The organism is Nocardioides immobilis, from assembly GCF_003515065.1.
GTDB lineage: Bacteria > Actinomycetota > Actinomycetes > Propionibacteriales > Nocardioidaceae > Nocardioides > Nocardioides immobilis.
The window spans coordinates 1-20,896 of sequence record NZ_QXGH01000050.1 but is presented as its reverse complement, the minus strand read 5'-3'; the positions used below and the strand labels follow the sequence as shown (position 1 = coordinate 20,896).

Sequence of the window (20,896 nt, the reverse complement as noted above, 5' to 3'; positions counted from 1 at the left end):
GGCCCGGAGTCACCTGCCGTCCGGCGTCACCTTCTCGGATGCCTCGGCGCGGCCCAGCAGCAACGCTTGTTCGCTCTCGTTGCGGGTCAGCGACGCGGCCTCGCGGAACGACGCGGCCGCTTCCCGATGGCGACCCGCCCGCGCGAGGAGGTCGCCGCGCACGCTCGGCAGCAGGTGGGAGCCAGCCAGCGCACCGTCGGGGAGGGCGTCGAGCACGGCGAGGCCGGCATCCGGATCGGACGCCCGCCCGTGCGCGACGGCGCGGTTGACCTCCACGACCGGGCCCGGTGCGGCCTCGGCCAGCACGTCGTACAGGTGCGCGATCGCGCGCCAGTCCGTCTCCTCGGGCCTGGTGGCGCGGGCATGACGGGACGCGATCGCGGCTTGGAGGTAGTACCGGCCGACCGGCTTGCCGTGTGCGGCGAGCTGTTCAGCCTGCTCCAGTGCGGCCAGACCGCGGCGGATCAGCAGCTCGTCCCAGAGACTCCGGTCCTGGTCGTCGAGCAGCACCGGCCGGCCCTCGGCATCGATGCGGGCAGCGCCACGCGAGGCCTGCAGCTCCAGCAGGGCCTGCAGCCCGTGCACCTCCGGCTCGTCCGGCATCAGGTCGGCGAGCATCCGGGCCAGCCTGATCGCCTCGTTGGTCAGCTCGGGGCGCATCCAGTCGTCGCCAGCGGTCGCGGTGTAGCCCTCGTTGAAGATCAGGTAGATCACCGCCATCACGTCGTCGAGCCGGGCGGTCCGATCGTCGCCCACCGGCAGCTCGAACTGCGCACGGGCCTCGCTGAGCGTCTTCTTCGCCCGGGAGATCCGCTGGCCCATCGCGGTCTCGGCGGCCAGGAAGCCGCGGGCGATCTCCGCGGTCGTCAGGCCGCCCACCAGGCGCAGCGTCAGCGCGGCCCGCGACTCCGGGGTGAGCTGGGGGTGGCAGGACAGGAAGATCAGCCGGAGGACGTCGTCCTCGATGAAGTCCACCTGCTCGGTGAGGTCGGGCACGCCGTCCTCCTCACTCAGGCCGCGACCGAGCTGCTCGGTCTTGCGGCGCAGGTTGTCGGCCCGCCGCAGGCTGTCGACGGCGCGCCGCTTGGCGGTGGTCATCAACCACGCGGCAGGGTTGTCGGGAATGCCGTGGGCTGGCCACCACTCGAGCGCGCTCACCAGCGCGTCCTGGGTCAGGTCCTCGGCCAAGTCGAGATCCCGGGTCATCCGGGTCAGGGCGCCGATCAGCCGCGCGGACTCCTCACGCCAGGTGGCGGTGATGGTCTCCGCGGTGGTCTGCGCCGTGGGACGGGCCATGCGGCCAGCCTAGGGCCGGCCGCACGGCCGCCATCCCGACGAGCTCGACAGCGCGACAGCTCGTTGAGCGCCGGGCGTCAGGCGTCAGTCGGCTCCGGCGCCCCGTCCGAGATCTGGCGCAGGGTGGCGACCATCTCGCACTCGGGCCAGTACTTGGCGTGCAGCTCGGCGAACTCCTGCTGCCCGGCGATCGCCTCCTCCAGGCTGTCGTACTGCAGGAGCGCCCAGCCGCCGACGACCTCCTTGGCCTCGGCGTACGGGCCGTCGACCCGGGTGGTCTCGCCCTTGCGGACCACGAAGTTGACGGCGTCCTCGGTGCCGAAGAGCCCGCCGCCGTCGAGGAAGTGTCCGGTTCCGGCCTGCTCACCGATGTACTTGTCCATCGCGTCGAACAGCGCCTGCGGCGGCGCGCCGCCGCCCTCTTCCATCCTCACGAAACCCATGAAACGCGGCATGGCTCACTCCTCAACCGTTGGTGTCCACCGCTTCTCGGTGGCCGACTCACCCGTACGTCGAACGGCATCCTGCTCCTTCGACATCGACAACGGAACTTTCTTTTCCCGTTGTCTGCTAGCCGATCTCCTGCACGACCCGGGCCGAGGTGGCCGTCGCGCCGCGGATCAGCCCGAGTCCGAGGCTGGCGTCGCCGATCGGATGGACCGGGACGTGGGGGAGGCGGGCTGCGATCGCCTCGCTCAGCGTGAGGTCGGGTACGACGGCGCCGGCGAGCACGACCGCGTCGGCAGTCAGCATCCGGCTGGTCCCGTGAGCGGGGACGTAGCGGACGCCGTCCGACGTGATCTCCTCGACGGTGCAGCCGACATGGACGGTGATCCCGAGTCGGTCGATCCGGTCGAAGTGCTCGGTACGGCGCTTGAGCCCGAACTCCGGGGCGATCTCCGGGCCCGTCTCGAGAAGCGCGACCAGGCGTCCGTGCGCCGCCAGCGTCTCGGCGTACTCCACCGCCGCCAGGCGGCCGCCGATCACCACGACCCGTCGCCCCACCGGAAGCCGCTCGGGGTCGATACCGCAGCTGACGTGCGGGAGGTCGGCGCCCGGCACCGTCGGGAGGACCACGGCGCCGCCGGTCGCGACCACGACGACATCCGGCGCCAGGTCGGCGACGAGGTCAGGGGTCGCGGCCGCTCCGAGCCGGACGTCGACCGCGGACCTGCCGACCTCGGCGACCAGCCAGTCGAGGTAGGTCCGGTTCTCCGGGTGCACCGCGGACGCGGCGACCAGCGCACCGCCGACCCGCTCCGCCCGTTCCAGGAGTACGACGGTGTGCCCCGCCGTGTCCGCCAGCCGGGCCGCCTCGAGGCCGGCCGGGCCCGCGCCGACCACGACCACCCGCCGCGGCCGCGCGGCAGGAAGTACCACCCGCTCGCGCTCGTGGCCGGTGGCCGGGTTGACCGCGCACTCGGTCGCCAGCTTCTCCTCCAGCGTGTCGATGCAGTTCTCGCACGAGATGCACCGGCGTACCCGCTCGGCCTGGCCGTCCGCGAGCCGCCGCGGCAGGTCGGGGTCGGCCAGCAACGGCCGCCCCATCGCCACGAAGTCGGCCCGGCCGTCCGCCAGCACCGCCTCCGCCAGCACCGGATCGTGCAGGCGGCCCACCGCGATGACCGGCACGTCGACCGCTTCCTTGACCGCGGCCGCGGCCCCCACGTTCAGCCCGTCCCCGGCATCGGCAGCGTTGACCATGCCCGTCACCAGCCGGTCGATCACCCCGCCACTCACGTGGAAGGCGTCGACGCCGGCTTCGACCAGGAGCGGCGCGATCGCGGCCGTGTCGTGGACCGGCCGACCCGCCGCGACCCGCTCGTAGCCGGAGATCCGCAGCGTGATCGGGAAGTCGCTGCCCACCTCGCTCCGGATCGCGGACAGGGCCTCGAGCACCACCCGGATCCGTCCCTCGACGGACGTCCCGCGGTAGCGGTCGCCACGGCGGTTGCGCTGCGGCGCCAGGAAGGAGCCGAGGAACATGTAGCCGTGCGCGGCATGGAGCTCGATGCCGTCGTACCCGGCCTCGCGCACGCGCACGACCGCCCCCCGGAACTGGTCGAGGATCGCGGCGATCTGCTCCTTCGTGGCCTCGGCCGACGGCCGGCCGGTGAGGTAGGACGGGATGACCGACGGACCGAGCGATGTGACTCCGTGCATCTCGGGACCGAGGCCGTCGGGTCCCGCGTGCACGATCTGCGGCTGGATCCGCGCACCGTGGGCGTGCACCGCCTCGACGAGCCGGCGATGGCCGGGCACCGCGTCGTCGGTGCCGATCTGCAGGCCGCCCGGCGTCTCCGGGTGCAACGGGTCGACGCCGGTCGCGCCCACGGTGATCAGACCGGCGCCGCCGGCGGCCCGCGCGGTGAAGTAGGCGACGGTCCGGTCCGACGGCAGCCCCTCCGGAGTGCCGTACATGGTCTCCATGGGCGACATGACGATCCGGTTGCGGATCGCCATCGTGCCGATCCGCCCCGGTGCGAGCAGGTGGCCGAACGAAGGGGCAGACATAGGACGCAGACTAGAACATGTTCTACCTTGATCCCGTGGACTTCGCTGTCGTCACCGCCTACCAGCCCATCGGCGAGCTCGTCGCGCTTGCTCGTGCTGCGGAGGAGCACGGCTTCCGCGCGCTCAGCGTCGCCGACCACGTCGTCGACCTCGAGACGATCGCGACGCCGTACCCCTACCAGGCCAGCGGCAACCGGCGCTGGGCTCCCGACGTGGACTGGCCGGACCCCTGGGTCACGATGGGCGCGCTCGCGCAGGTGACGAGCCGCCTGGAGTTCTTCACCTCGATCTACGTCGCCGCGATGCGGAACCCGTTCGTCGTCGCGAAGGCCGTCGGCACGGCGGCCGCCCTGGCCGGTGGGCGGATCTTCCTCGGCGTCGGTGTGGGCTGGTGCCGGGAGGAGTTCGACCTGCTGGAGCAGGACTTCACCACGCGCGGGAGGCGCACCGACGAGGCGCTGGCGCTGATGCAGGACCTGTGGCGCCCGGGCTGGACCGAGTTCGACGGTGAGTTCTACTCGTGCGAGCGGCTGGTCATGAAGCCGGAGCCGCCGGGTCCGATCCCGATCTGGGTCGGCGGGATCTCCGAGCCGGCCCTCCGCCGCGCCGCCCGGCACGACGGCTGGGTGAGCGACGTGTCGACGATCGACGGGGCGATCGAGACCGCGGCGCGGCTGGCCGCGCTCCGGGCCGAGACCGGACGTGACCTCGCGGCGCCGTACGACGTCGTGGTGGCGCTGACCGATGCCATGACGGCCGACGACTTCGCCCGTGCAGCAGCCGGGGGAGTCACGCTCGTGATGACGATGCCGTGGCTCTACTACTACGGGCCGGACGCGACCCTCGAGCAGAAGGTGGACGGCATCAGCCGGTTCCGCGAGGACGTGATCGAGCCGCTGGGTCGGGGCTGACGCGCCTGGTTCGACAGGTCAGGCGGTCGCGCTCATGTCGTCGGCGGAGGCCATCAGCAGCCGGCGACGCAGCGACACCAGCTCCGTGACCGCGGCGACGAAGCGGGTGGTGCTCTCGCCGTTCTGCACGTCGTCGAAGTAGTGCTGCCGCATCGACTCCCGCGCCGCGCGGTGCTCGTCGTGGGCCAGCCGCGACGACAGCAGCTCACCGAGCCCCGCGATGTTCGCGACGTCGACGACGTCGGCGCAGCGGGACACGGGTACGTCGCGACGCAGGGCGTCGGCGTCGCCGTACCGGTCGGTGATGAGCAGCGGCTTGTCCGTGCAGAGGTAGAGCCAGTCCAGGCCGACCGAGGAGACGTCGGTGACCATCGCGTCGCACGCCGGCATCACCGCGAGGATGTCGCCCTCGGTGATCGCGACGTGGCCGGCGGCCGGGTCGGCGGCCGCGGCCTCCGCGACCCGCTGCACGATCCCCGCGTGGTTGGCGGCGACGGCCGGGGTCAGGCTGGTGGTGATCTTCGGGTGCGGCTTGTAGACCAGGCGTACGGCGGGAAGCGCGAGGATCGCCTCCACGATCGCCGGGCCGAGCACGTCGACCGAGGTGTAGTCGTTGTAGTCGGCGTCGCCCTCCCAGGTGGGGGCGTAGAGCACCGTCGTGCGAGCCGAGCGCGCGAGACCGTCACGACGCCCGACGTCGAGCTGGGGCCGGCCGATCCGGACCAGTGACGAGCCGTCGAACTCCATCAGGTTGGCTCGGTGCCGCTGGACCGCGGCCTCGCCGGCGACGAACACCCGGTCGTAGGCCTTGGCGTTGTTGCTCACCATGCTCTGCTTGTCGCTCTCGCCGTGGTTGATGTGCACGTGGAGCATCCGGTTGTTGAGCAGCGAGTCGAAGTTCGTCCGCGAGTTGTTGCAGTAGAGGACGACCGAGGCGTCCAGCGTGTCGTAGGTCTTGGCAAGCACGTCGAAGCCCTCCGCGAGGATGACCGGCAGGGCGGTCCGTGCCTCGAGCATCCGGGCGACCTCCGCGCCCCGGACCACCAGCCCGACGGGATGGTCGTGGTCGAGCTCCTCGAGGACCGGGAGCCACTGGACCAGCTGGTAGACCCGCGTGGGGTCCTCGCCGAAGTAGGCGATGACGGAGATCTGCTTCTGCACTGCCCGAGTTTACGGCCTCGTGGTGGCCCCGGCCGCCACGGGTGGAGGACCGGCCCGCTGGAGCCGGGCCGGCCCTCCGACGAAAGCGCGGTCGTCAGCCCCGCTCGAAGGTGAAGCTGTCGACGACGTTGTCCCCGAACGCACCGTTGGTGTCGGTGGTGCCGGACTCGGTGTGCGTCAGGACGCCCCCGATGTACACCTCGATCGTGTAGCTGGCCGGCGTCCCCGGTGCGCAGTCGTGGAAGTTGCTCAGGTCGACGGTGTAGGTGCCCGACGGTGCGGGATCCCACACGATGTTCTCGACGCCGCCCGGCTCCGGGTCCGACCCGCACGCGCCGACGTTGTCGTCGCGGTCGAGGTAGCCACCCGTCGGCACCGTCGTGTCGTGGTACGACACCGTCTCCCCACCGGGCTCGGTCACGAAGAGGTCGAGGTCGTCGGCGTTGTCCCAGATCAGCGTGACCCGGACCGGGCCGGTGGCCACGACGAGGTCGGAGCCGTCGCAGTTCTCGTCGATCCCGTTGTTGGGGATGTCCGGGACACCGGGGTTGATCGCGGCGTCGTCGTCGTTGCAGTCCTCGGACACGGGGTAGCCGTCGCCGTCGGCGTCCGGGTCGCAGGTGGCGTCGTAGTCGAAGTCGAAGCGCTCGCCGTAGCCCGGTCCGTCGCCAGAGTGGTTGTTCCCCGACTTCACCCAGGTGGTCTCGAGGCCCTCCAGCGTCTCGAGGTCGACGACGTAGGTGGTTCCGGTGAGGTCGTCGAGCCGGGTCGGCGTGCCGTCGACCTGGTAGACGATGTTCGACAGGTTCTTCGACGAGGTGACGGTGATCGTCGCCTCGGCACAGTCGTACTCGAGGGTGACCGTCGCCGGAGCGGCGTACGCCGGCGCGGTCGCCGCCGTCGCTGCGAGCCCGGCGCCGATCACCAGGCCGGCGCCCGTCGCGAGCACTCGGCGGGGCGTGAAGTGGTTGTGCTGCATGGTGGCTCTCCTTGGGTCGGCCGCCGGCCGGGAGCGCCGGTGGGCATCATCAGGAGGAGTGCCGGTGTCTAGCGGTGATACGTGCCGTTTTCCGCGGACAGTCAGCGACGGAACGCGCGCATCCGGTTGAGGTAGCCGCGCAGCCGCCGCGCGGGCACCGGCCGCGGCCAGTCGTCGGCCCGGAACCACGCGTCGGAGCCGCCGTCGACGAAGACCACGCTGCCGCACAGGAAGTCGGCCGAGTCGGACAGCATGAAGACGACCCAGTCGGCCAGCTGCTCGGCGTCGCCGAAACCGCCGATCGGCACGGGGAACCGCTTGATCTGCCGGGCCTCCGCGGGCGTCGCGAGCTGCTTCTCCAGGAGCGGCGTGAGTACGGCGCCCGGGGCGATCGCGTTCAGCCGGATGCCGGCGCCGGCCCACTCCGGCGTGACGGCAGTACGACGTACCCACCGGCTGATGGCGATCTTGCTGGCCGCGTAGGCGAAGGTCGGCGCCTGCTTGCCGAAGATCCGGAGCGTGCCGAGCACCCGGTCCAGGTCGCCGTCGAGGAACGCGCGCACGGCCCGGCCGGGCACCATGGGGACCGTGGTGCTCGAGTTGCTCGCGAACACCACGACCTTCGCGCGGTCGGCCTCGGCCAGCGCCGGCCGCCAGGCGTCCAGCAGGTCGACGACGCCGAAGTAGTTGACCTCGCCGATCAGCCGGGGCCGGTCCCGGCCCGGCGCCGGCCCGAGGCCCGCTGCCATCACCGCCCCGTCCAGCCGCCCGCCGCTCAGCTCGAGGACGGCCGCCGCGGCCCGGTCGCGCCCGGCGGGGGTAGACAGGTCGGCCGTCACCGTCGCGTCGACGATGTCGACGTCGATGACGGTGTGGCCGGCGGAGGCGAGCTTCGCGGCGACGGCACGGCCCATGCCGGACGAGGCGCCGGTGACGGCGTACGTGCTCATGGACGCCGAGAGTAGAACACGTTCCATGTTGGCCGGTGACGAGGGCCACAGTTCCCTCACCGGGTTGCTTAGGTTACCCTGAGTTGAGTCAGGCAAGCCTTACCAATCCACGGGAGTCGGCGTGATCGTCTGTCAGTGCCGGGTCGTCAGCGACCGCGCGGTCGACGCCGCGCTCGCCGACGGTGCCCGCACGGTGAGCGCCGTGTGCCGGTCGACCGGAGCCGCCCAGGATTGCGGGTCGTGCATCTTCACGGTGAAGGCACTTGTGTGCCAGCATCATGAGCACGAACGCGCACTCCTGGAGGTCGACGGTGCAGCCAGTTAGTCCCCGGATCATCGAGCTGTTCAACGACGCGCTCACTTTCGAGCTGACCGTCACCAACACCTACTTCCTGCACGCCCGGATGCTCGACAATTGGGGCCTCCCCAAGCTGGGCAAGGTGTTCTACGAGCTGTCGATCGACGAGATGAAGGACGCCGACGACATCATCAACCGGATCCTCATGTTCGACGGTCACCCGAACGTGCAGAAGCTCAACGCGATCACCGTCGGCGAGACCGCCGAGGAGATGCTGCGGTTGGCGCTCGAGAGCGAGAAGACTGCCGTGGCGCAGTTCAACGCCTCCGCCAAGGAGTGCCACGAGCTCGACGACCATGCCTCGGCCGCAGTCTTCGAGGACATGGCCCGGGACGAGGAGAAGCACGCCGACTGGTTCGAGGGCCAGCTCGACGCGATCGAGCGGGTCGGCATCGAGAATTATCTCGCTACCCAGATCGAGGCCGGCGAGGCACCCTAGACGGGTGCCGTCCAACAGCCAGTGGCTCGCCTTCCTCGTCGCCTCGATCCTCTTCATCCAGGTGCCGGGTCCGAGCCTGCTCTTCACCATCGGCCGCGCACTGACCGTCGGCCGGCGCGACGCGCTGCTCTCGGTCGTCGGCAACGGCCTCGGCCTGATGGTCCAGGTGCTGCTGGTGGCGGCCGGCCTCGGCGCCGTGGTCGCCGCCTCCGCTTCGGCCTACACCGCGATCAAGCTGGTGGGCGCCGCCTACGTCATCTATCTCGGCGTGCAGGCGATCCGCCGCCGTGGTGACGCCCGGATGGCGCTCGAGCACGCCGGTGACGAGGCGCTGCCGCGCCGGGTGTCGGCCCTGAGCTCGGTCCGGACCGGGATGATCGTCGGCGCCACCAACCCGAAGACGATCGTCTTCTTCGTGGCGTTCCTCCCGCAGTTCATCAACGAGAACGCCGGCAGCCCCGGGCTCACGCTGGCCCTGCTGGGGATCGTGTTCGGCGCGATGGCGATCGCCAGCGACAGCATCTGGGCGCTGGCGGCCAGCAAGGCGCGGGACTGGTTCTCCCGCCGACCGCACCGGCTCGACCGGCTCGGCGCGACCGGCGGCGTGATGATGGTCGGCCTCGGCACGACCATGGCGGTCGCCGAGTGACCCACCCGGTCATGTTCGACGCCGATGGTCGTGGGGACTGACCGACCCGGGCAGGTTGTTGCTATCGTGGCCCACGCCGCAGGACACCGGACCTCTGAGTGCCCGGCCAGCGGCCCGCGAACCGCCTTCGCGACCTGACCTGCCGACCGGGCGACCGGTCGGCATCGACCGTAGGGACATCAGTGGCTCGAGGAAGCCAGCGCAGACCTGCGCAGAACCGCCGTGGCGGTGGCACGAAGACCGCCCGCCGCGACGAGACCGGGATCATCCCGGTCCTGGCCCGCGTCGTGCGGGAGGTGGAGTCCGCCGTCGCGCGGCGCTCCGCGATGCCCGACGTGCGCACCAAGTTCCAGGTGGTAGCGCTGCTCGCCCGCGAGGAGCGGACCCGGGTGCGGGGCGACGAGACGCTCTCCGACTCCCGGCGGTCGGAGGAGCTCAAGCGCCTCGACGGGATCGCGACGATCCTGGCCCAGACGGCTGCCAGCGACCCGCGGCTCTTCGAGCTGCTCGCCGAGGACGCCGAGGTGTCCGACTCGGCCCAGGAGCTCAAGCGCGAGCTGCAGCGCCGGGCCGGCTACGACGTACCCGACCCTGAGCCGGAGCCGGTCGTCGACCTGGCCGGGGCGCTCGCCGAGCGGCGTGCGATCCCGCAGTCGGTGATCGCCCGACAGCTGGCCAACCCGTTCCTCGTCCCCGACTTCGACGCCGCGGTCCAGTCGCGCAAGCCGACCGGACGGCTGGCGACCTGGGAGCTGCTCGGCCCGCTGTTCCGCTCGTTCGAGGACACCACGCCCGGTGCCCCGGTGTGCATGGACCTGCCGGAGCCGGACGACACCGGGCTGATCATGCTGCCGCCGGGCCGCGAGCTGATGCTGCACCAGGCGCAGCTGGTCGAGGCGGCCGCCGAGGGACACCGGACGTTCCTGCTCGCTGACGAGCCCGGTCTCGGCAAGACCGCGCAGGCGCTGCTCGCCGCGCAGACCGCCGAGGCCTACCCGCTGCTCGTCGCGGTGCCGAACGTCGTCAAGACCAACTGGGCGCGCGAGGTCGAGCTCTGGACGCCGAGCCGCCGGGCGACCGTGCTGCACGGCGACGCGCTCGACGTCGACGGGTTCGCCGACGTCTTCGTCGTCAACTACGAGATCCTCGACCGCCACCTCGGGTGGCTCGGCCAGCACGGCTTCCGCGGGATGATCGTCGACGAGGCGCACTACATCAAGAACAAGAGCTCCCAGCGCTCGCAGAACGTGCTCGAGCTCGCCGCCCGGATCCGCAAGCGGGTCCCGCGGCCGCTGCTGATGGCACTGACCGGCACGCCGCTGATCAACGACATCGAGGACTTCCGCGCCATCTGGCAGTTCCTCGGCTGGATCGACGACAAGAAGCCGCTCGCCGAGCTGATGGCCGACCTCGACGACACTGGTCTCACGCCGGCCGACCGCCAGTTCTACCCGGTCGCCCGCCAGGTCGTCGTCGACATGGGCATCGTGCGCCGGCGCAAGGTCGACGTGGCCGCCGACATCCCGGCCCGCCGGATCGCCGACGTCCCCGTCGAGCTCGAGGGCGAGGCCGGACGCTCGATCCGCAAGGCCGAGGAGGACCTGGCCCGCCGGCTGGTCGAGCGCTACGACCGTGCGCTGGAGACCCGGCGCAACAAGTCGCTCGTCGAGGGCATCGACCACGACCTGGTGCGCCAGGTCGCGACCTGGGAGCGCGAGGACATCTCGACCGAGTCGGGAGAGAACGTCTTCGGCATGCTCCGCCGGATCGGCCAGGCGAAGGCCGGCCTTGCTGCCGACTACGCCGCCCAGCTCGCGCGCAACGCCGGCAAGGTCGTCTTCTTCGCCAAGCACATCGACGTCATGGACACGGCCGAGGAGACCTTCGCCGCGCGGGGGATCCCGTCGGTGTCGATCCGCGGCGACCAGACCAAGTCGGCGCGGGAGAAGGCGATCGACTCCTTCACCAACGACCCCGACGTCCAGATCATCGTCTGCTCGCTGACCGCGGCGGGCGTCGGCATCAACCTCCAGGTCGCGTCCAACCTGGTGCTGGCCGAGCTGTCCTGGACCGACGCCGAGCAGACCCAGGCGATCGACCGGGTGCACCGGATCGGACAGACCGAGCCGGTCACGGCGTGGCGGGTGATCGCCACCCAGACGATCGACACCCGGGTCGCGGAGCTCATCGGCAGCAAGGCCGGACTGGCCGCGCGGGCGCTCGACGCCGAGGTCGAGGAGGGTGACGGCGGCTTCGACCTGCAGCTCGAGGCGCTGATCGGGCTGCTCACCGCCGCACTGGAGAAGCGCGAGGCGACCACGGTCTTCTGACCGTACGGCGGCGCCACCACCGGTTTTCCGGCTCTTCTGACCGATCGTGGGTCGGGTGCGTGGCTCGTCGGGCGGCCGCGCGGTAGTCGACCGTCTCCCGCCCACTCCCACGGAGACAGGTGCTCTCCCATGGAGAGTGGTGCGCTCCCACGGTGCCGTGACCAGTAACAACGCCGAGGGAGCACTCTCACGACCGAGGTAGCGGGCCTGCTCCGCGAGTACCCGGGCGTTGCGGTCACTAACCGGGTGGTCGACCAAGCTCCGCGTCGCGGATGCGTTCTACGTCGCGCTGGCGGCGAGCCTCGAGCTGTCGGTGCTCACCCTCGACGTCCCTTGGCGCGCGCCACGTCGTACGCCGTGCTCCCAGCGGACTTGCAGGAGTAGGACGGGCGGAGGGCCTCGATGGTGCACACTGTCCGCCATGCCGTGGACCCGCGCGGCGGCGCTCAGCGACGAGCACCGCTCCCGACTGATCGCCGCGGGGGTCGACACCGAGGTCCTCGCGTCCACCGCGCTGCGCCTGGTGACCGGGCCGCTGCCGGAGTGGTGGCACGAGCAGGGCAACGCGCTCTACCTCGGTGACGACGTCGACCCGGCCGACCTGCCGCGCAAGCTCATCGACGCGCTGGCGTACTACCCGCTGTCGGACCTGTTGCTCGTCGTCGCGAGCCCGTGCAACAACATGGCGTCACTGCTCGTCGGCGGTGCCGGTGCGACGGTCTTCCTCGGTCCGCGCAGCGCGTTCACCGCGACGGAGATCTACTGCGGCGCGTACTCGACGATTGTGCTCAACGCCGAGGTCGTCGCGACCCGCTGCGCCGTGGTCGACGCCCGCAACGGCGGCTCCGTCGTGGCGGAGTCCGACCAGCTGTGGGCGGCCAACGTCTACGTCGCCACCGACGACATGCACCGGCTCGAGGACGCCGAGACGGGCGCCCGGCTCAACCCGTACGGCGCCCACATCCGGCTCGGGCGCCACGTCTGGCTCGGGCGCGAGGCGATCGTCACCGGGCACTGCGATATCGGCACCGGTGCGGTAGTCGGGACCCGGGCGATGGTGCGGGGCCAGAAGGTGCCGCCGCAGACGGCTGTCGGCGGGTGTCCGGCCCGGGTGATCCGTGAGGGTGTCACCTGGCGGGGCGAGGACACTCCCTAGTCGTGCTGCCCGACCTGGTCAGCCGCGCTTCCGCGCCAGCGTGACCGCGAAGCTGTCGGAGGGGTCGGTCCAGATCCTCTCGATCTCGAGCCCGGCCGCGCCGAGCTCGTCGTGCAGTCGCTCTTGGGTGAACTTGGTGGAGATCTCGACCCGGATCTCCTCGCCGGAGGCGAGGTCGAGCTCGAGGTCTGCGCCGGGGATGGTGACGTGCTGGGGCATCTCGGCGCGCAGTCGCAGGTCCATCCGCTGCATCCGGCGGTCCCAGAACGGGACGTAGGAGAACGCGTCGACGTCGAAGTCGGCGTCGAGCTCGCGGTTGAGGACGTGCAGGCTGTTCTTGACGAACGCCTCGGTGACACCGCCGGGGTCGTCGTAGGCGGTGATCAGGCGGTCGGCGTCCTTGACCAGGTCGGTGCCGAGGAGGAGCTCGTCGCCGGCGTCCATCGAGTCGGCCAGAGCGCCGAGGAAGGCGCCGCGCTCCTCGACGTAGAGGTTGCCGATGGTGCCGCCGAGGAAGGCGATCAGCTTGGGGGTGTAGCGGGTGAGGTGGCCGAGGTGGAGGGTGAAGTCGCCGACGACGGCCTCGACGGAGGTGTTGGGGTAGCGGGCGGCGAGGGCGGCGGCTGCTTCGCGGAGAGTCTCCTCGGACACGTCGACAGGGACGAACCGCTCGAGCCGTCCGGTGTCGGAGAAGGCGTCGAGCAGCAGCCGGGTCTTGTCGCTGGTGCCGGAGCCGAGCTCGACCACGGTGGTGGCGTGCGAGGTGGCGGCGATGTCGGCGGCCGCGTCGCGCAGGATGGCGCGCTCGCACTCGGTGGGGTAGTACTCCGGGAGCCGGGTGATCTGGTCGAAGAGGCGGGAGCCGGCGTCGTCGTACAGCCACTTGGGCGGGAGGGTGCGCGGCTGGGTCCCGAGCCCACGTCGTACGTCCTGGACCAGGCCCGCGGCGGCCCAGTTGCTCTGGAGGAGCACGTCGACCTTCGGGCCCTTGGCGTTGGAGTGGGTCATGCTGCGGCTCCGTCATCGGCGAGGCGGACGCCGGAGAGCGCCCAGCGGGACTGGTGGGGGAAGAAGTTGCGGTACGACGCCCGCGCGTGGCCGGCCGGCGTCAGTGCGCATCCACCTCTCAGAACCATCTGGTTGCTCATGAACTTCCCGTTGTACTCACCGATGGCGCCGGCGGCGGGGTGGAACCCGGGGTAGGGGTGGTAGGCCGAGGACGTCCACTCCCAACAGTCCCCGAACATCTGCCGCAGTTCACCCGTGCCCGAATTGCCGGTCGTGCCCGAATTGCCGGCGGGGGCGGCTGCCTCGGGGTGCCAGCTGGTGGAGTTGGCGAGGTTGCCGGTGACGTCGAGACTGCGGGCTGCGTGCTCCCACTCGGCCTCGCTGGGCAGTCGCTTGCCGGCCCAGGTCGCGTAGGCCTCGGCCTCGTAGAAGCTGACGTGGCTCACCGGCAGCCCCGGGTTGACCGGCCAGGTGCCGTGCAGGGTGTGCTCGAACCAGACGCCGTCGACCTCGGTCCAGTAGAACGGCGCCTGCCAGCCCTCGGTCTGGATCTTTGCCCAGCCGTCGGAGAGCCAGAGCTCGTGGCGCCGGTAGCCGCCGTCGGTCATGAACTCGAGCCACTCGCCGTTGGTCACGAGCCGGTCGGCGATGCGGAACGGCCGGAGCCACTGCTCGTGGCGGGGGAGCTCGTTGTCGAAGCAGAACCCGCCGCCCTCGTGGCCCACCTCGACCAGGCCGCCTTCGACATCGACCCAGCTGACCGCGTCGGGCTGCACCTCCTGCGTCCGGCTGCCGGCGTAGACCGGCTGGAGCGGGTTGCGGGAGAGGACGTGCTTGATGTCCATGAGGAGCAGCTCCTGGTGCTGCTGCTCGTGGTGGAAGCCCAGCTCGATCGTGCCGGCCAGCTTGGCGAGCGTGCCCTCGTCGAGGCCGGTGAGCAGGTCGCGCATCCGGTCGTCGACGTTGGTGCGGTAGACGCCGACGTCCTGGGCGCCGGGCCTGCTGATCAGCCCGCGGTCGGGCCGGCTGTAGCGCGGGCCGATGCCCTCGTAGTAGCTGTTGAAGAGGAACCAGTACTTGTCCTGGAACGGCGCGAAGCCCTGCTCGTTGTCGGCGAGCACGAACGTCTCGAAGAACCAGGTCACGTGGGCCCGGTGCCACTTCGTGGGAGAGACGTCCGGCATCGACTGGACGGTCTGGTCCTCAGGGGAGAGGGGCGCGGCCAGCGTCTCGGTGTAGGCCCGCACCTCGTCGTACCTGCTCTGCAGGGTGGTGGGATCCCAACCCTCCGCCACCTCGGTCGTGCTGGTCATGCGGGCACCTCGCTCGTCGTCGACTGCGGCTCGCTTGTCTCTACCCAACCAGTTCTTCGGTGAACGGGGGAGCCTTGGACAACGCTAGGGCCGGCCACCGACAACGGGCCGGCCCTGGCGGGAATATACCCCTAGGGGGTGTAGTTCGGGGCGTTATGGACCACGAACACCACACATCCCACGAAGCCCACGGCTCCACCGCGACCCGGACGATGGCACTCGCCGCCACGCTCCACTGCCTGACCGGCTGCGCCATCGGCGAGATCCTCGGCCTGGTGATCGGTACGGCGATCGGCCTGTCGACCGGTTGGACGATCGTCCTGGCGGTCTCGCTCGCGTTCCTCTTCGGCTACGTGCTCTCGACCCTGCCGCTGCTCAAGGCGGGCCTCGGGGTGGGTGCCGCGCTCAGCGTCGTGCTCGCCGCGGACACCCTCTCGATCGCGATCATGGAGCTCGTCGACAACACCGTCATCGCCCTGATCCCCGGCGCCATGGACGCCGGCCTGGTCAACCCGACCTTCTGGGTCGGTCTGGTGATCGCGCTGACCGCCGCCTTCTTCGCGGCGTACCCGGTCAACCTGTGGCTGCTCGGGAGGGGCAAGGGCCACGCACTGACCCACGGCTACCACGGTGCGGCCGTCGCCACCGGATGGCGGCGGTTCGTCCCGACCATCGCCACCTCGACCCTGGTGGTGGGGATCCTGACCTTCGCCCTCGGCGGCTTCCTCGTCGCCGTCGCCGCCTGAGCTGCCAGCTGGGCAGGGTGACAGCGAACCCGACCGGCGCGGCACCAAGCGGGCCCGATGCGCGATCTCCTCGAGTCCGCCGGTGCTGCGGCCAATCTTGCCAACGACGCGCACCTGGCGGCGCTGGCCATCGAGCACAAGGCGACCATCGTCACCTTCGACAGCGACTTCGGGCGCTTCGAAGGAGTGCGCTGGGCGGAGCCGCGCTAGCGGCTGAACCCGCCTAACCTGGGCGCGTGACCACCATCTGGCTGGCGACGCAGTAGCGCGACCGGCGGGCGTCAGAGCCGCTCGCGTCCGTGCGGTGCGCGCCAGCCAGCGGGATCCGGCCCCTGCGGCACGATCCCGGTCGGATTGATGTCCTCGTGCACGACGTAGTAGTGCCGCTTGATCTGGTCGAAGTCGATGGTCTCGCCGAACCCGGGAGTCTGGAAGAGGTCCCGCGCGTAGCCCCAGAGCGCGGGTTGCTCGGTCAGCTTGTTGCGGTTGCACTTGAAGTGCCCGTGGTAGACCGCGTCGAACCGGGCGAGTGTGGTGAAGAGACGCACGTCGGCCTCGGTGATCCGGTCGCCCATGAGGTACCGCCGTCGGGACAACCGCTCCTCGAGCCAGTCCATCGTCGCCCAGAGCCGGTCGTACGCCTCGTCGTACGCCTCTTGCGAGCCGGCGAACCCGCACCGGTAGACGCCGTCGTTGACGTCGGTGAAGACCCGCTGCATCACCGTCTCCATCTCGTCGCGGCAGTCGTCGGGCCACAGGTCGGGCGCGTCTGGCCGGTGGTGGTCGCGCCACTCGAAGGAGAAGTCGTGGGTGATCGTCGGGAAGTCGTTGGTGACCACCTCCTTCGACGGGACGTCGACGAGGGCGGGGACGGTGATCCCCTTCGAATAGTCGGGGAAGCGGGCGAGGAACGCCTGCTCCAGGCGCTCGTAGCCGAGCACCGGGTCGACGCCGCCCGGGTCCAGGTTGAAGGACCAGCTGCGGTCGTCGTGGACGGGACCTGCGAGACCCATCGAGATCACGTCCTCGAGCCCGAGCAGGCCGCGCACGATGATGGCCCGGTTCGCCCACGGGCAGGCGCGCGCGGCGACGAGCCGGTAGCGACCCGGCTGTACCGGCCAGGTCGGTACGTCGAGCTCGTGGCCGCCGTACGCGTCCTGGGAGCGTCCGGCCTCCTTCGTGATCCGGTCCGGGATGTAGTTCATGTCCCGGTCGAAGGCCTCACCCTTCTTGCGGTACGTCGGCACGCGTTCCCTCCTTGTCGGACTCCAACGACGCTAGGTACCCGCTCCCCGTCGTTCGACCGACTCCTTGTGCAGCGGCATCATCATCTGGTCGTAGGGCCGGACGGGTCCCGTGACGTCGGCGCCGGGCAGCACGACCGCCAGCGGGAGCGGAGCGACTGGCGATGCTGCCAGGCCCCACGAGACGCGCCAGCCGGACAGCTGCGCGGACGAGGCGGCGAACACGATCGCCCCCAGCCCGACCCAACCGTGCGCTGCGGCGCACATCGGGCAGTGCTCGCCGGAGGTGTAGACGGTCGCCCTCGCGCGCTCGTCGGCGCTGAGGTTCCGCAGGGCCCACCGGGCGAGCTCGAGCTCGGGGTGGGCCGTCGGGTCCGCGAGGGTGCTCTCCCTGTTCCGCGCCTCGGCCAGCAGGTTCCCGGCGCCGTCCACCAGCAACGAGCCGAAGGGATCGTCGCCGGCGTCGAGCGCCTCACGCGCCAGCTCGACGCAGCGTTCCAGGTACGCATCGTGGTCTTGTCATGGGGTCACCGCTCGGCGTGCGCTCGCAATCCCAGGAGTACGCCGAAGGCGACCACGGCCGTCAGCGACATGGCGCCGCCGAGCCCGAACCCGAGGACGGCGATCAAGGTGACGGTCCGGTCGCCCTCCTCGACCACGCCCCTGGGCCCGAGCTCTGTCCGCGGGGCCTGCACGTACGCGGTGATGCACCCTGCGACCTGGAGCGCGAGGCCCACGACGAGCAAGCCGAGCATGATCTTCTCGGTCGGCCGCTCTTCTGACATCGGGATTGAAGTCATGGCGGTGGACTCCTTGATCGTGCTCCTGATCGGTCTGCCCCCAACCTAGCCATCCGGTGCTCACGACTACCGGATCCAGCGGTAGACCTGCCCGTCCCGCACCTCCACCTCCCGCGGTGGTCGCGGGCGAGGGTGGTCGCGCAGGTGGGCGAGCACCTGGACCCGGCCGCGGAGCTGCACGTCGCGGTCGTGCCAGTGGACGTGGGGGTGCAGCAGGGGGCCGGCGTCGGCGTACTGGTCCTCGTCGAGGAGTGACCACACTTCTGCGGTCGGCGCGGGGAGGTCCGGGATGTCGTGCAGCATCGCCGGCACGCACATCCGCCAGGCGTCGGTCACGAGCTCGCGCATCTCGTCGTCGGGCAGGGCGGCGAGGTGGCCGCACACCCACTGGTAGCGCAGGTCGCGCTGCGGCGGCAGGAAGAACTTGTCCGGCGCGGACGCGATGAGGGCGTCGCGCTCCTCCCGCGGGAAGCCGAACCCGAACCGCTCCTCGTCCTTCGAGAACGCCACGAACACCAGCTGCTTGACCTTGAGCTTCCAGCGCCCGCCGATCAGCTGCTCGTAGGCGCGGGGGAGCGCGAGGGCAACGTGGCGTACCGCCTCGGCATCGGTCACGCCGCTCACGGTAGGTCTCGCCGCCGACATGACCGCGGCTCCACGACGTGCTATCGTTAAACGATAGATAGATATCGTTGGTCGATTAATAGGAGTGGCCCCATGGGCAACCTGGCTGTGCTCGCGTTGCGGACGGTCCTGGTGATCGGTCTCCTCGGGACCGCGTTCGTCCAGGTCGTGATGGTGCCGTTGCTGGCGATCGACTTGAGCGACGTCGACGACCCGGCGCTCGACGACCTGGGCCTTCCCTGGCAGGCGATCGCCTTCCTCGTCATCGTGGTGCTGGGCATCATCACCGTCCAGGTGACCATGGTGTGCGTCTGGCGGCTGCTCACCATGGTCAGGCGGGGGACGGTGTTCTCGGACGGCGCGTTCCGGTACGTCGACATCGTGATCGGTTCGATCGCCTGCGCTTCCCTGTTGACCTTCGCGCTCGGCACCGTGCTCGCGCCCGGCGACGCGGCGGCTCCCGGCACCGTGCTCATGATCGGCGGCGTCGGCGTGCTCGTCGCGGGCATGGCGATCCTGGTCTACGTCCTGCGGTCGCTGCTCGCCCAGGCGGTCGCCCGCGACGCCGAGGCGACCCAGCTGCAGGCCGAGCTCGACGAGGTCATCTGATGCCCATCGTCGTCGACATCGACGTGATGCTGGCCCGGCGCAAGATGACCGTCGGCACGCTCGCGGAGCAGGTGGGCATCACGCCCGCCAACCTCGCCGTACTCAAGAACGGGCGCGCGAAGGCGGTCCGGTTCACGACCCTGGAAGCGCTGTGCGACGTCCTCGAGTGCCAGCCGGGCGACCTGCTGAGGTGGGAGCCGGACGGTTCGTAGCCGGACGTGGGTCGGCGGAGCGTCGTACGGTGCTGTCATGCCGACCCTCGACGACGTCGCGACGCTCGCACTGGAGCTGCCCGAGGTGACCGAGTCCGAACGGCGGGGCAGCCGGGTGTGGAGCGTGCGCGACAAGTTCTTCGTGTGGGAGCGCCCGTTCAGCAAGGCCGACATCAAGCGGTACGGCGACGAGAAGCCCCCCGCGCTCCCGGTGCTCGGAGTCCGCACCGACGGCCTCATCGAGAAGGAGGCGATCCTCGCCGACCCGCCGTACGGAGTGTTCACGATCCCGCACTTCGACGGGTACGCCGCCGTGCTGGTCGAGCTCGGCAAGGTCGCGCCGGCCGACCTCCAGGCACTGGTCGTCGATGCCTGGCTGGCGATGGCGCCGAAGAGCCTGGCGGACGCCTACCTCGCGCGCTGAGCCCGTCCGAGGTTATCCACAGCGGGCGGCGGGAGGCTGGTCGAGCCCCCGCGGGGCAGGTACCTTCAAGTCACCCGCCACCGGCCTGGGCGGGTGTCATCTCGGGAGGGCTGCATGAAGCCGTGGATCACTCGGGCGACGGGGCTCGCCCTGATCGTGCTCGCGTTCGCCATCGGCGCGTGCAACGACCAGCCCGAGGCGGGCCCGGACATCACGCCCAGCGGCACCCCGATCCCGCCGCACTCGGAAACCGCCTCCCCGACCGAGACCACGTCGGTCCCGCCGGCGCTGTCGCCGGTGGAGACGGTGCGGGCGTGGGTCGATGCTCAGAACCAGGTCGTGCAGGGAGAGTCGTCCGACGAGGTGTACGCCTTGAGCACCGCGGACTGCACCTCGTGTCGCGACCTGATCGAGCCGGTCATCGAGGTGTACGACGCAGGTGGTCGATACGAAACAGATGGTTGGAGGGTGGACGCCGCGCGCAAGGCCCCTGACTTCGAGCAAACGAGTGCGGTCTTGGCTGCGGTCACGTTCCTGCCAGGTATGACATTCCACGACGGCGAATCCGAGGGCAATGCCTACGAAGCGGAGAAGCAGGTCCTGCGATTCTTGCTGATCCGTTCCAACGGCCAGTGGCACGTTGACGGGATCGAGTTCATCGAATGATCCGCGCGATCTGTTGCCTGATGCTCGCAGTCAGTGGCGCGCTGGGGTTCGAGACGACGGCGAGCGCTCAGACGTGCACCACAATCGAGCGCTCGGTGATGGTTCAGGACACAATCCGGACCGTCACAATCCGCCGCTGCTCCGAGGATGACCGGACATCTTCAGCCTCTGACGCAGAATCCTCGCCACCGCCCGCAGGTTCCGCGCTATGTCAGGTCAGCGCCGGCTGGCTACGGGAGAACGTTGATGAGTTCTGCGGCGCAGCCGAGTCCGATGCAGCCGCTGTCGTCAGTGGCGGCCTCGTCGCCCGTGCCTTCCATCGAATGCCCCTCCCCGCCTCCGACCTCAGCATCCAACCCCCGGGCGGCAAGACCCTGGTCAACTTGGTGACAAGTTCTTAAGACACCCAGCCGATTCTCTAATCAGGCCCGCCGAGAACGATGCTCGACCCACCGCGGCGCTTGACGCCGTGGCATCTGCGGTACTGGTTGCCGCTCCCGCAAGGGC

Annotated in this window: 24 protein-coding genes and 1 pseudogene; 12 read left to right on the top strand and 13 right to left on the bottom strand. The window is 70.4% G+C overall.

Annotated elements, in window-relative coordinates; all coding sequences use genetic code 11:
• Window positions 1–9: 9 nt before the first annotated feature.
• The 3 genes from D0Z08_RS30345 to D0Z08_RS30335 form a co-directional block, all read right to left on the bottom strand.
• Window positions 10–1,296: an RNA polymerase sigma factor gene (locus D0Z08_RS30345; RefSeq protein ID WP_118929023.1), complete on the bottom strand. Its 1,287-nt coding sequence runs from the start codon at window positions 1,294–1,296 to the stop codon at window positions 10–12.
• A gap of 77 nt (window positions 1,297–1,373) precedes the next feature.
• Window positions 1,374–1,751, bottom strand: a complete 378-nt coding sequence (locus D0Z08_RS30340) for a YciI family protein (protein WP_118929022.1) — start codon at window positions 1,749–1,751, stop codon at window positions 1,374–1,376.
• A gap of 115 nt (window positions 1,752–1,866) precedes the next feature.
• The gene (locus D0Z08_RS30335) at window positions 1,867–3,810 is read right to left on the bottom strand and encodes an oxidoreductase (protein WP_118929021.1); all 1,944 of its coding nucleotides are present in this window, start codon (window positions 3,808–3,810) and stop codon (window positions 1,867–1,869) included.
• 35 nt (window positions 3,811–3,845) lie between these two features.
• Between D0Z08_RS30335 and D0Z08_RS30330 the strand changes: the two genes are divergently transcribed.
• Entirely contained in the window at window positions 3,846–4,721 is an 876-nt protein-coding gene (locus tag D0Z08_RS30330; protein ID WP_220454459.1) for a TIGR03619 family F420-dependent LLM class oxidoreductase, read from the top strand.
• Between the two features lie 18 nt (window positions 4,722–4,739).
• On the opposite strand, the gene D0Z08_RS30325 is transcribed toward D0Z08_RS30330, so the two are convergent.
• The 3 genes from D0Z08_RS30325 to D0Z08_RS30315 form a co-directional block, all read right to left on the bottom strand.
• Window positions 4,740–5,882, bottom strand: coding sequence for a CDP-glycerol glycerophosphotransferase family protein (locus D0Z08_RS30325; protein WP_118929019.1), 1,143 nt, complete (start codon window positions 5,880–5,882; stop codon window positions 4,740–4,742).
• Between the two features lie 94 nt (window positions 5,883–5,976).
• Window positions 5,977–6,861, bottom strand: a complete 885-nt coding sequence (locus D0Z08_RS30320) for a putative metal-binding motif-containing protein (RefSeq protein WP_118929018.1) — start codon at window positions 6,859–6,861, stop codon at window positions 5,977–5,979.
• A 101-nt stretch (window positions 6,862–6,962) separates the two neighbouring features.
• The gene (locus D0Z08_RS30315; RefSeq protein ID WP_118929017.1) at window positions 6,963–7,811 is read right to left on the bottom strand and encodes an SDR family oxidoreductase; all 849 of its coding nucleotides are present in this window, start codon (window positions 7,809–7,811) and stop codon (window positions 6,963–6,965) included.
• 121 nt (window positions 7,812–7,932) lie between these two features.
• Between D0Z08_RS30315 and D0Z08_RS30310 the strand changes: the two genes are divergently transcribed.
• From D0Z08_RS30310 to D0Z08_RS30290, 5 genes are all read left to right on the top strand, one after another.
• Window positions 7,933–8,136 carry a (2Fe-2S)-binding protein gene (locus tag D0Z08_RS30310; protein ID WP_118929016.1) on the top strand — a complete coding sequence of 68 codons (204 nt, stop codon included), beginning with the start codon at window positions 7,933–7,935 and terminating at the stop codon, window positions 8,134–8,136.
• On the top strand, window positions 8,090–8,608 hold the full coding sequence (gene bfr / locus D0Z08_RS30305) for a bacterioferritin (protein WP_245994658.1): 519 nt from the start codon (window positions 8,090–8,092) through the stop codon (window positions 8,606–8,608). Before D0Z08_RS30310 ends, bfr begins: the two co-directional genes overlap by 47 nt.
• 4 nt (window positions 8,609–8,612) lie before the next feature.
• Window positions 8,613–9,257: a LysE family translocator gene (locus D0Z08_RS30300; protein WP_118929014.1), complete on the top strand. Its 645-nt coding sequence runs from the start codon at window positions 8,613–8,615 to the stop codon at window positions 9,255–9,257.
• A 182-nt stretch (window positions 9,258–9,439) separates the two neighbouring features.
• Window positions 9,440–11,587, top strand: a complete 2,148-nt coding sequence (locus D0Z08_RS30295; RefSeq protein ID WP_342772399.1) for a DEAD/DEAH box helicase — start codon at window positions 9,440–9,442, stop codon at window positions 11,585–11,587.
• 421 nt (window positions 11,588–12,008) lie between these two features.
• The gene (locus D0Z08_RS30290) at window positions 12,009–12,743 is read left to right on the top strand and encodes an acyltransferase (protein ID WP_118929013.1); all 735 of its coding nucleotides are present in this window, start codon (window positions 12,009–12,011) and stop codon (window positions 12,741–12,743) included.
• 18 nt (window positions 12,744–12,761) lie between these two features.
• Here D0Z08_RS30290 and egtD read toward each other — a convergent pair whose 3' ends face one another.
• Together egtD and egtB are read right to left on the bottom strand one after the other, a co-directional pair.
• A complete protein-coding gene (gene egtD, locus D0Z08_RS30285; protein WP_118929012.1) occupies window positions 12,762–13,751 on the bottom strand; it encodes an L-histidine N(alpha)-methyltransferase in 990 nt (329 codons plus the stop codon).
• Complete coding sequence (gene egtB / locus D0Z08_RS30280) at window positions 13,748–15,064, bottom strand: ergothioneine biosynthesis protein EgtB (protein ID WP_118929011.1); 1,317 nt, start codon at window positions 15,062–15,064, stop codon at window positions 13,748–13,750. The genes egtD and egtB overlap by 4 nt, the downstream gene beginning before the upstream one ends.
• Window positions 15,065–15,219: 155 nt before the next feature.
• On the opposite strand from egtB, the gene D0Z08_RS30275 reads away from it, so the two are divergent.
• Both D0Z08_RS30275 and D0Z08_RS30270 read left to right on the top strand, forming a co-directional pair.
• Window positions 15,220–15,810 (top strand): DUF4396 domain-containing protein, encoded by a 591-nt coding sequence (locus D0Z08_RS30275; protein WP_245994657.1) that lies wholly within the window; start codon window positions 15,220–15,222, stop codon window positions 15,808–15,810.
• A gap of 57 nt (window positions 15,811–15,867) precedes the next feature.
• Complete coding sequence (locus tag D0Z08_RS30270) at window positions 15,868–16,020, top strand: DUF5615 family PIN-like protein (protein WP_118929010.1); 153 nt, start codon at window positions 15,868–15,870, stop codon at window positions 16,018–16,020.
• Window positions 16,021–16,091: 71 nt separating this feature from the next.
• Here the strand turns inward: D0Z08_RS30270 and D0Z08_RS30265 are convergent, their stop codons facing one another.
• The 4 genes and pseudogenes from D0Z08_RS30265 to D0Z08_RS32500 all read right to left on the bottom strand — a co-directional run bounded on the left by D0Z08_RS30265 (window position 16,092) and on the right by D0Z08_RS32500 (window position 18,469).
• Complete coding sequence (locus D0Z08_RS30265) at window positions 16,092–17,015, bottom strand: glutathione S-transferase family protein (RefSeq protein WP_118929036.1); 924 nt, start codon at window positions 17,013–17,015, stop codon at window positions 16,092–16,094.
• A 72-nt stretch (window positions 17,016–17,087) separates the two neighbouring features.
• Window positions 17,088–17,558 (bottom strand): annotated as a pseudogene (locus D0Z08_RS30260) (nucleoside deaminase); the annotation flags it as partial.
• Window positions 17,559–17,581: 23 nt separating this feature from the next.
• The gene (locus tag D0Z08_RS30255) at window positions 17,582–17,854 is read right to left on the bottom strand and encodes a hypothetical protein (RefSeq protein ID WP_118929008.1); all 273 of its coding nucleotides are present in this window, start codon (window positions 17,852–17,854) and stop codon (window positions 17,582–17,584) included.
• 66 nt (window positions 17,855–17,920) lie between these two features.
• Entirely contained in the window at window positions 17,921–18,469 is a 549-nt protein-coding gene (locus D0Z08_RS32500; protein ID WP_245994656.1) for an MmcQ/YjbR family DNA-binding protein, read from the bottom strand.
• Window positions 18,470–18,571: 102 nt separating this feature from the next.
• On the opposite strand from D0Z08_RS32500, the gene D0Z08_RS30245 reads away from it, so the two are divergent.
• The 4 genes from D0Z08_RS30245 to D0Z08_RS30230 all read left to right on the top strand — a co-directional run bounded on the left by D0Z08_RS30245 (window position 18,572) and on the right by D0Z08_RS30230 (window position 20,389).
• Window positions 18,572–19,087 carry a DUF2975 domain-containing protein gene (locus tag D0Z08_RS30245; protein ID WP_118929007.1) on the top strand — a complete coding sequence of 172 codons (516 nt, stop codon included), beginning with the start codon at window positions 18,572–18,574 and terminating at the stop codon, window positions 19,085–19,087.
• On the top strand, window positions 19,087–19,299 hold the full coding sequence (locus D0Z08_RS30240; RefSeq protein ID WP_118929006.1) for a helix-turn-helix domain-containing protein: 213 nt from the start codon (window positions 19,087–19,089) through the stop codon (window positions 19,297–19,299). Before D0Z08_RS30245 ends, D0Z08_RS30240 begins: the two co-directional genes overlap by 1 nt.
• 37 nt (window positions 19,300–19,336) lie before the next feature.
• Complete coding sequence (locus D0Z08_RS30235; RefSeq protein ID WP_118929005.1) at window positions 19,337–19,723, top strand: MmcQ/YjbR family DNA-binding protein; 387 nt, start codon at window positions 19,337–19,339, stop codon at window positions 19,721–19,723.
• A gap of 114 nt (window positions 19,724–19,837) precedes the next feature.
• A complete protein-coding gene (locus D0Z08_RS30230; protein WP_118929004.1) occupies window positions 19,838–20,389 on the top strand; it encodes a hypothetical protein in 552 nt (183 codons plus the stop codon).
• A 418-nt stretch (window positions 20,390–20,807) separates the two neighbouring features.
• Here the strand turns inward: D0Z08_RS30230 and D0Z08_RS33815 are convergent.
• The coding region (locus tag D0Z08_RS33815) for an SEC-C metal-binding domain-containing protein (RefSeq protein ID WP_147381409.1) at window positions 20,808–20,896 on the bottom strand (89 nt) is incomplete at its 5' end.

Excerpts from the sequence above, each read along its gene's own strand:
- D0Z08_RS30345 (WP_118929023.1), bottom strand. The coding sequence starts at position 1,296 with ATGGCCCGTCCCACGGCGCAGACCACCGCGGAGACCATCACCGCCACC.
- D0Z08_RS30340 (WP_118929022.1), bottom strand. The coding sequence starts at position 1,751 with ATGCCGCGTTTCATGGGTTTCGTGAGGATGGAAGAGGGCGGCGGCGCG.
- D0Z08_RS30335 (WP_118929021.1), bottom strand. The coding sequence starts at position 3,810 with ATGTCTGCCCCTTCGTTCGGCCACCTGCTCGCACCGGGGCGGATCGGC.
- D0Z08_RS30320 (WP_118929018.1), bottom strand. The coding sequence starts at position 6,861 with ATGCAGCACAACCACTTCACGCCCCGCCGAGTGCTCGCGACGGGCGCC.
- D0Z08_RS30315 (WP_118929017.1), bottom strand. The coding sequence starts at position 7,811 with ATGAGCACGTACGCCGTCACCGGCGCCTCGTCCGGCATGGGCCGTGCC.
- bfr (WP_245994658.1), top strand. The coding sequence starts at position 8,090 with ATGAGCACGAACGCGCACTCCTGGAGGTCGACGGTGCAGCCAGTTAGT.
- D0Z08_RS30290 (WP_118929013.1), top strand. The coding sequence starts at position 12,009 with ATGCCGTGGACCCGCGCGGCGGCGCTCAGCGACGAGCACCGCTCCCGA.
- egtD (WP_118929012.1), bottom strand. The coding sequence starts at position 13,751 with ATGACCCACTCCAACGCCAAGGGCCCGAAGGTCGACGTGCTCCTCCAG.
- egtB (WP_118929011.1), bottom strand. The coding sequence starts at position 15,064 with ATGACCAGCACGACCGAGGTGGCGGAGGGTTGGGATCCCACCACCCTG.
- D0Z08_RS30275 (WP_245994657.1), top strand. The coding sequence starts at position 15,220 with ATGGACCACGAACACCACACATCCCACGAAGCCCACGGCTCCACCGCG.
- D0Z08_RS30270 (WP_118929010.1), top strand. The coding sequence starts at position 15,868 with ATGCGCGATCTCCTCGAGTCCGCCGGTGCTGCGGCCAATCTTGCCAAC.
- D0Z08_RS30265 (WP_118929036.1), bottom strand. The coding sequence starts at position 17,015 with ATGAACTACATCCCGGACCGGATCACGAAGGAGGCCGGACGCTCCCAG.
- D0Z08_RS30255 (WP_118929008.1), bottom strand. The coding sequence starts at position 17,854 with ATGACTTCAATCCCGATGTCAGAAGAGCGGCCGACCGAGAAGATCATG.
- D0Z08_RS30245 (WP_118929007.1), top strand. The coding sequence starts at position 18,572 with ATGGGCAACCTGGCTGTGCTCGCGTTGCGGACGGTCCTGGTGATCGGT.
- D0Z08_RS30240 (WP_118929006.1), top strand. The coding sequence starts at position 19,087 with ATGCCCATCGTCGTCGACATCGACGTGATGCTGGCCCGGCGCAAGATG.
- D0Z08_RS30235 (WP_118929005.1), top strand. The coding sequence starts at position 19,337 with ATGCCGACCCTCGACGACGTCGCGACGCTCGCACTGGAGCTGCCCGAG.
- D0Z08_RS30230 (WP_118929004.1), top strand. The coding sequence starts at position 19,838 with ATGAAGCCGTGGATCACTCGGGCGACGGGGCTCGCCCTGATCGTGCTC.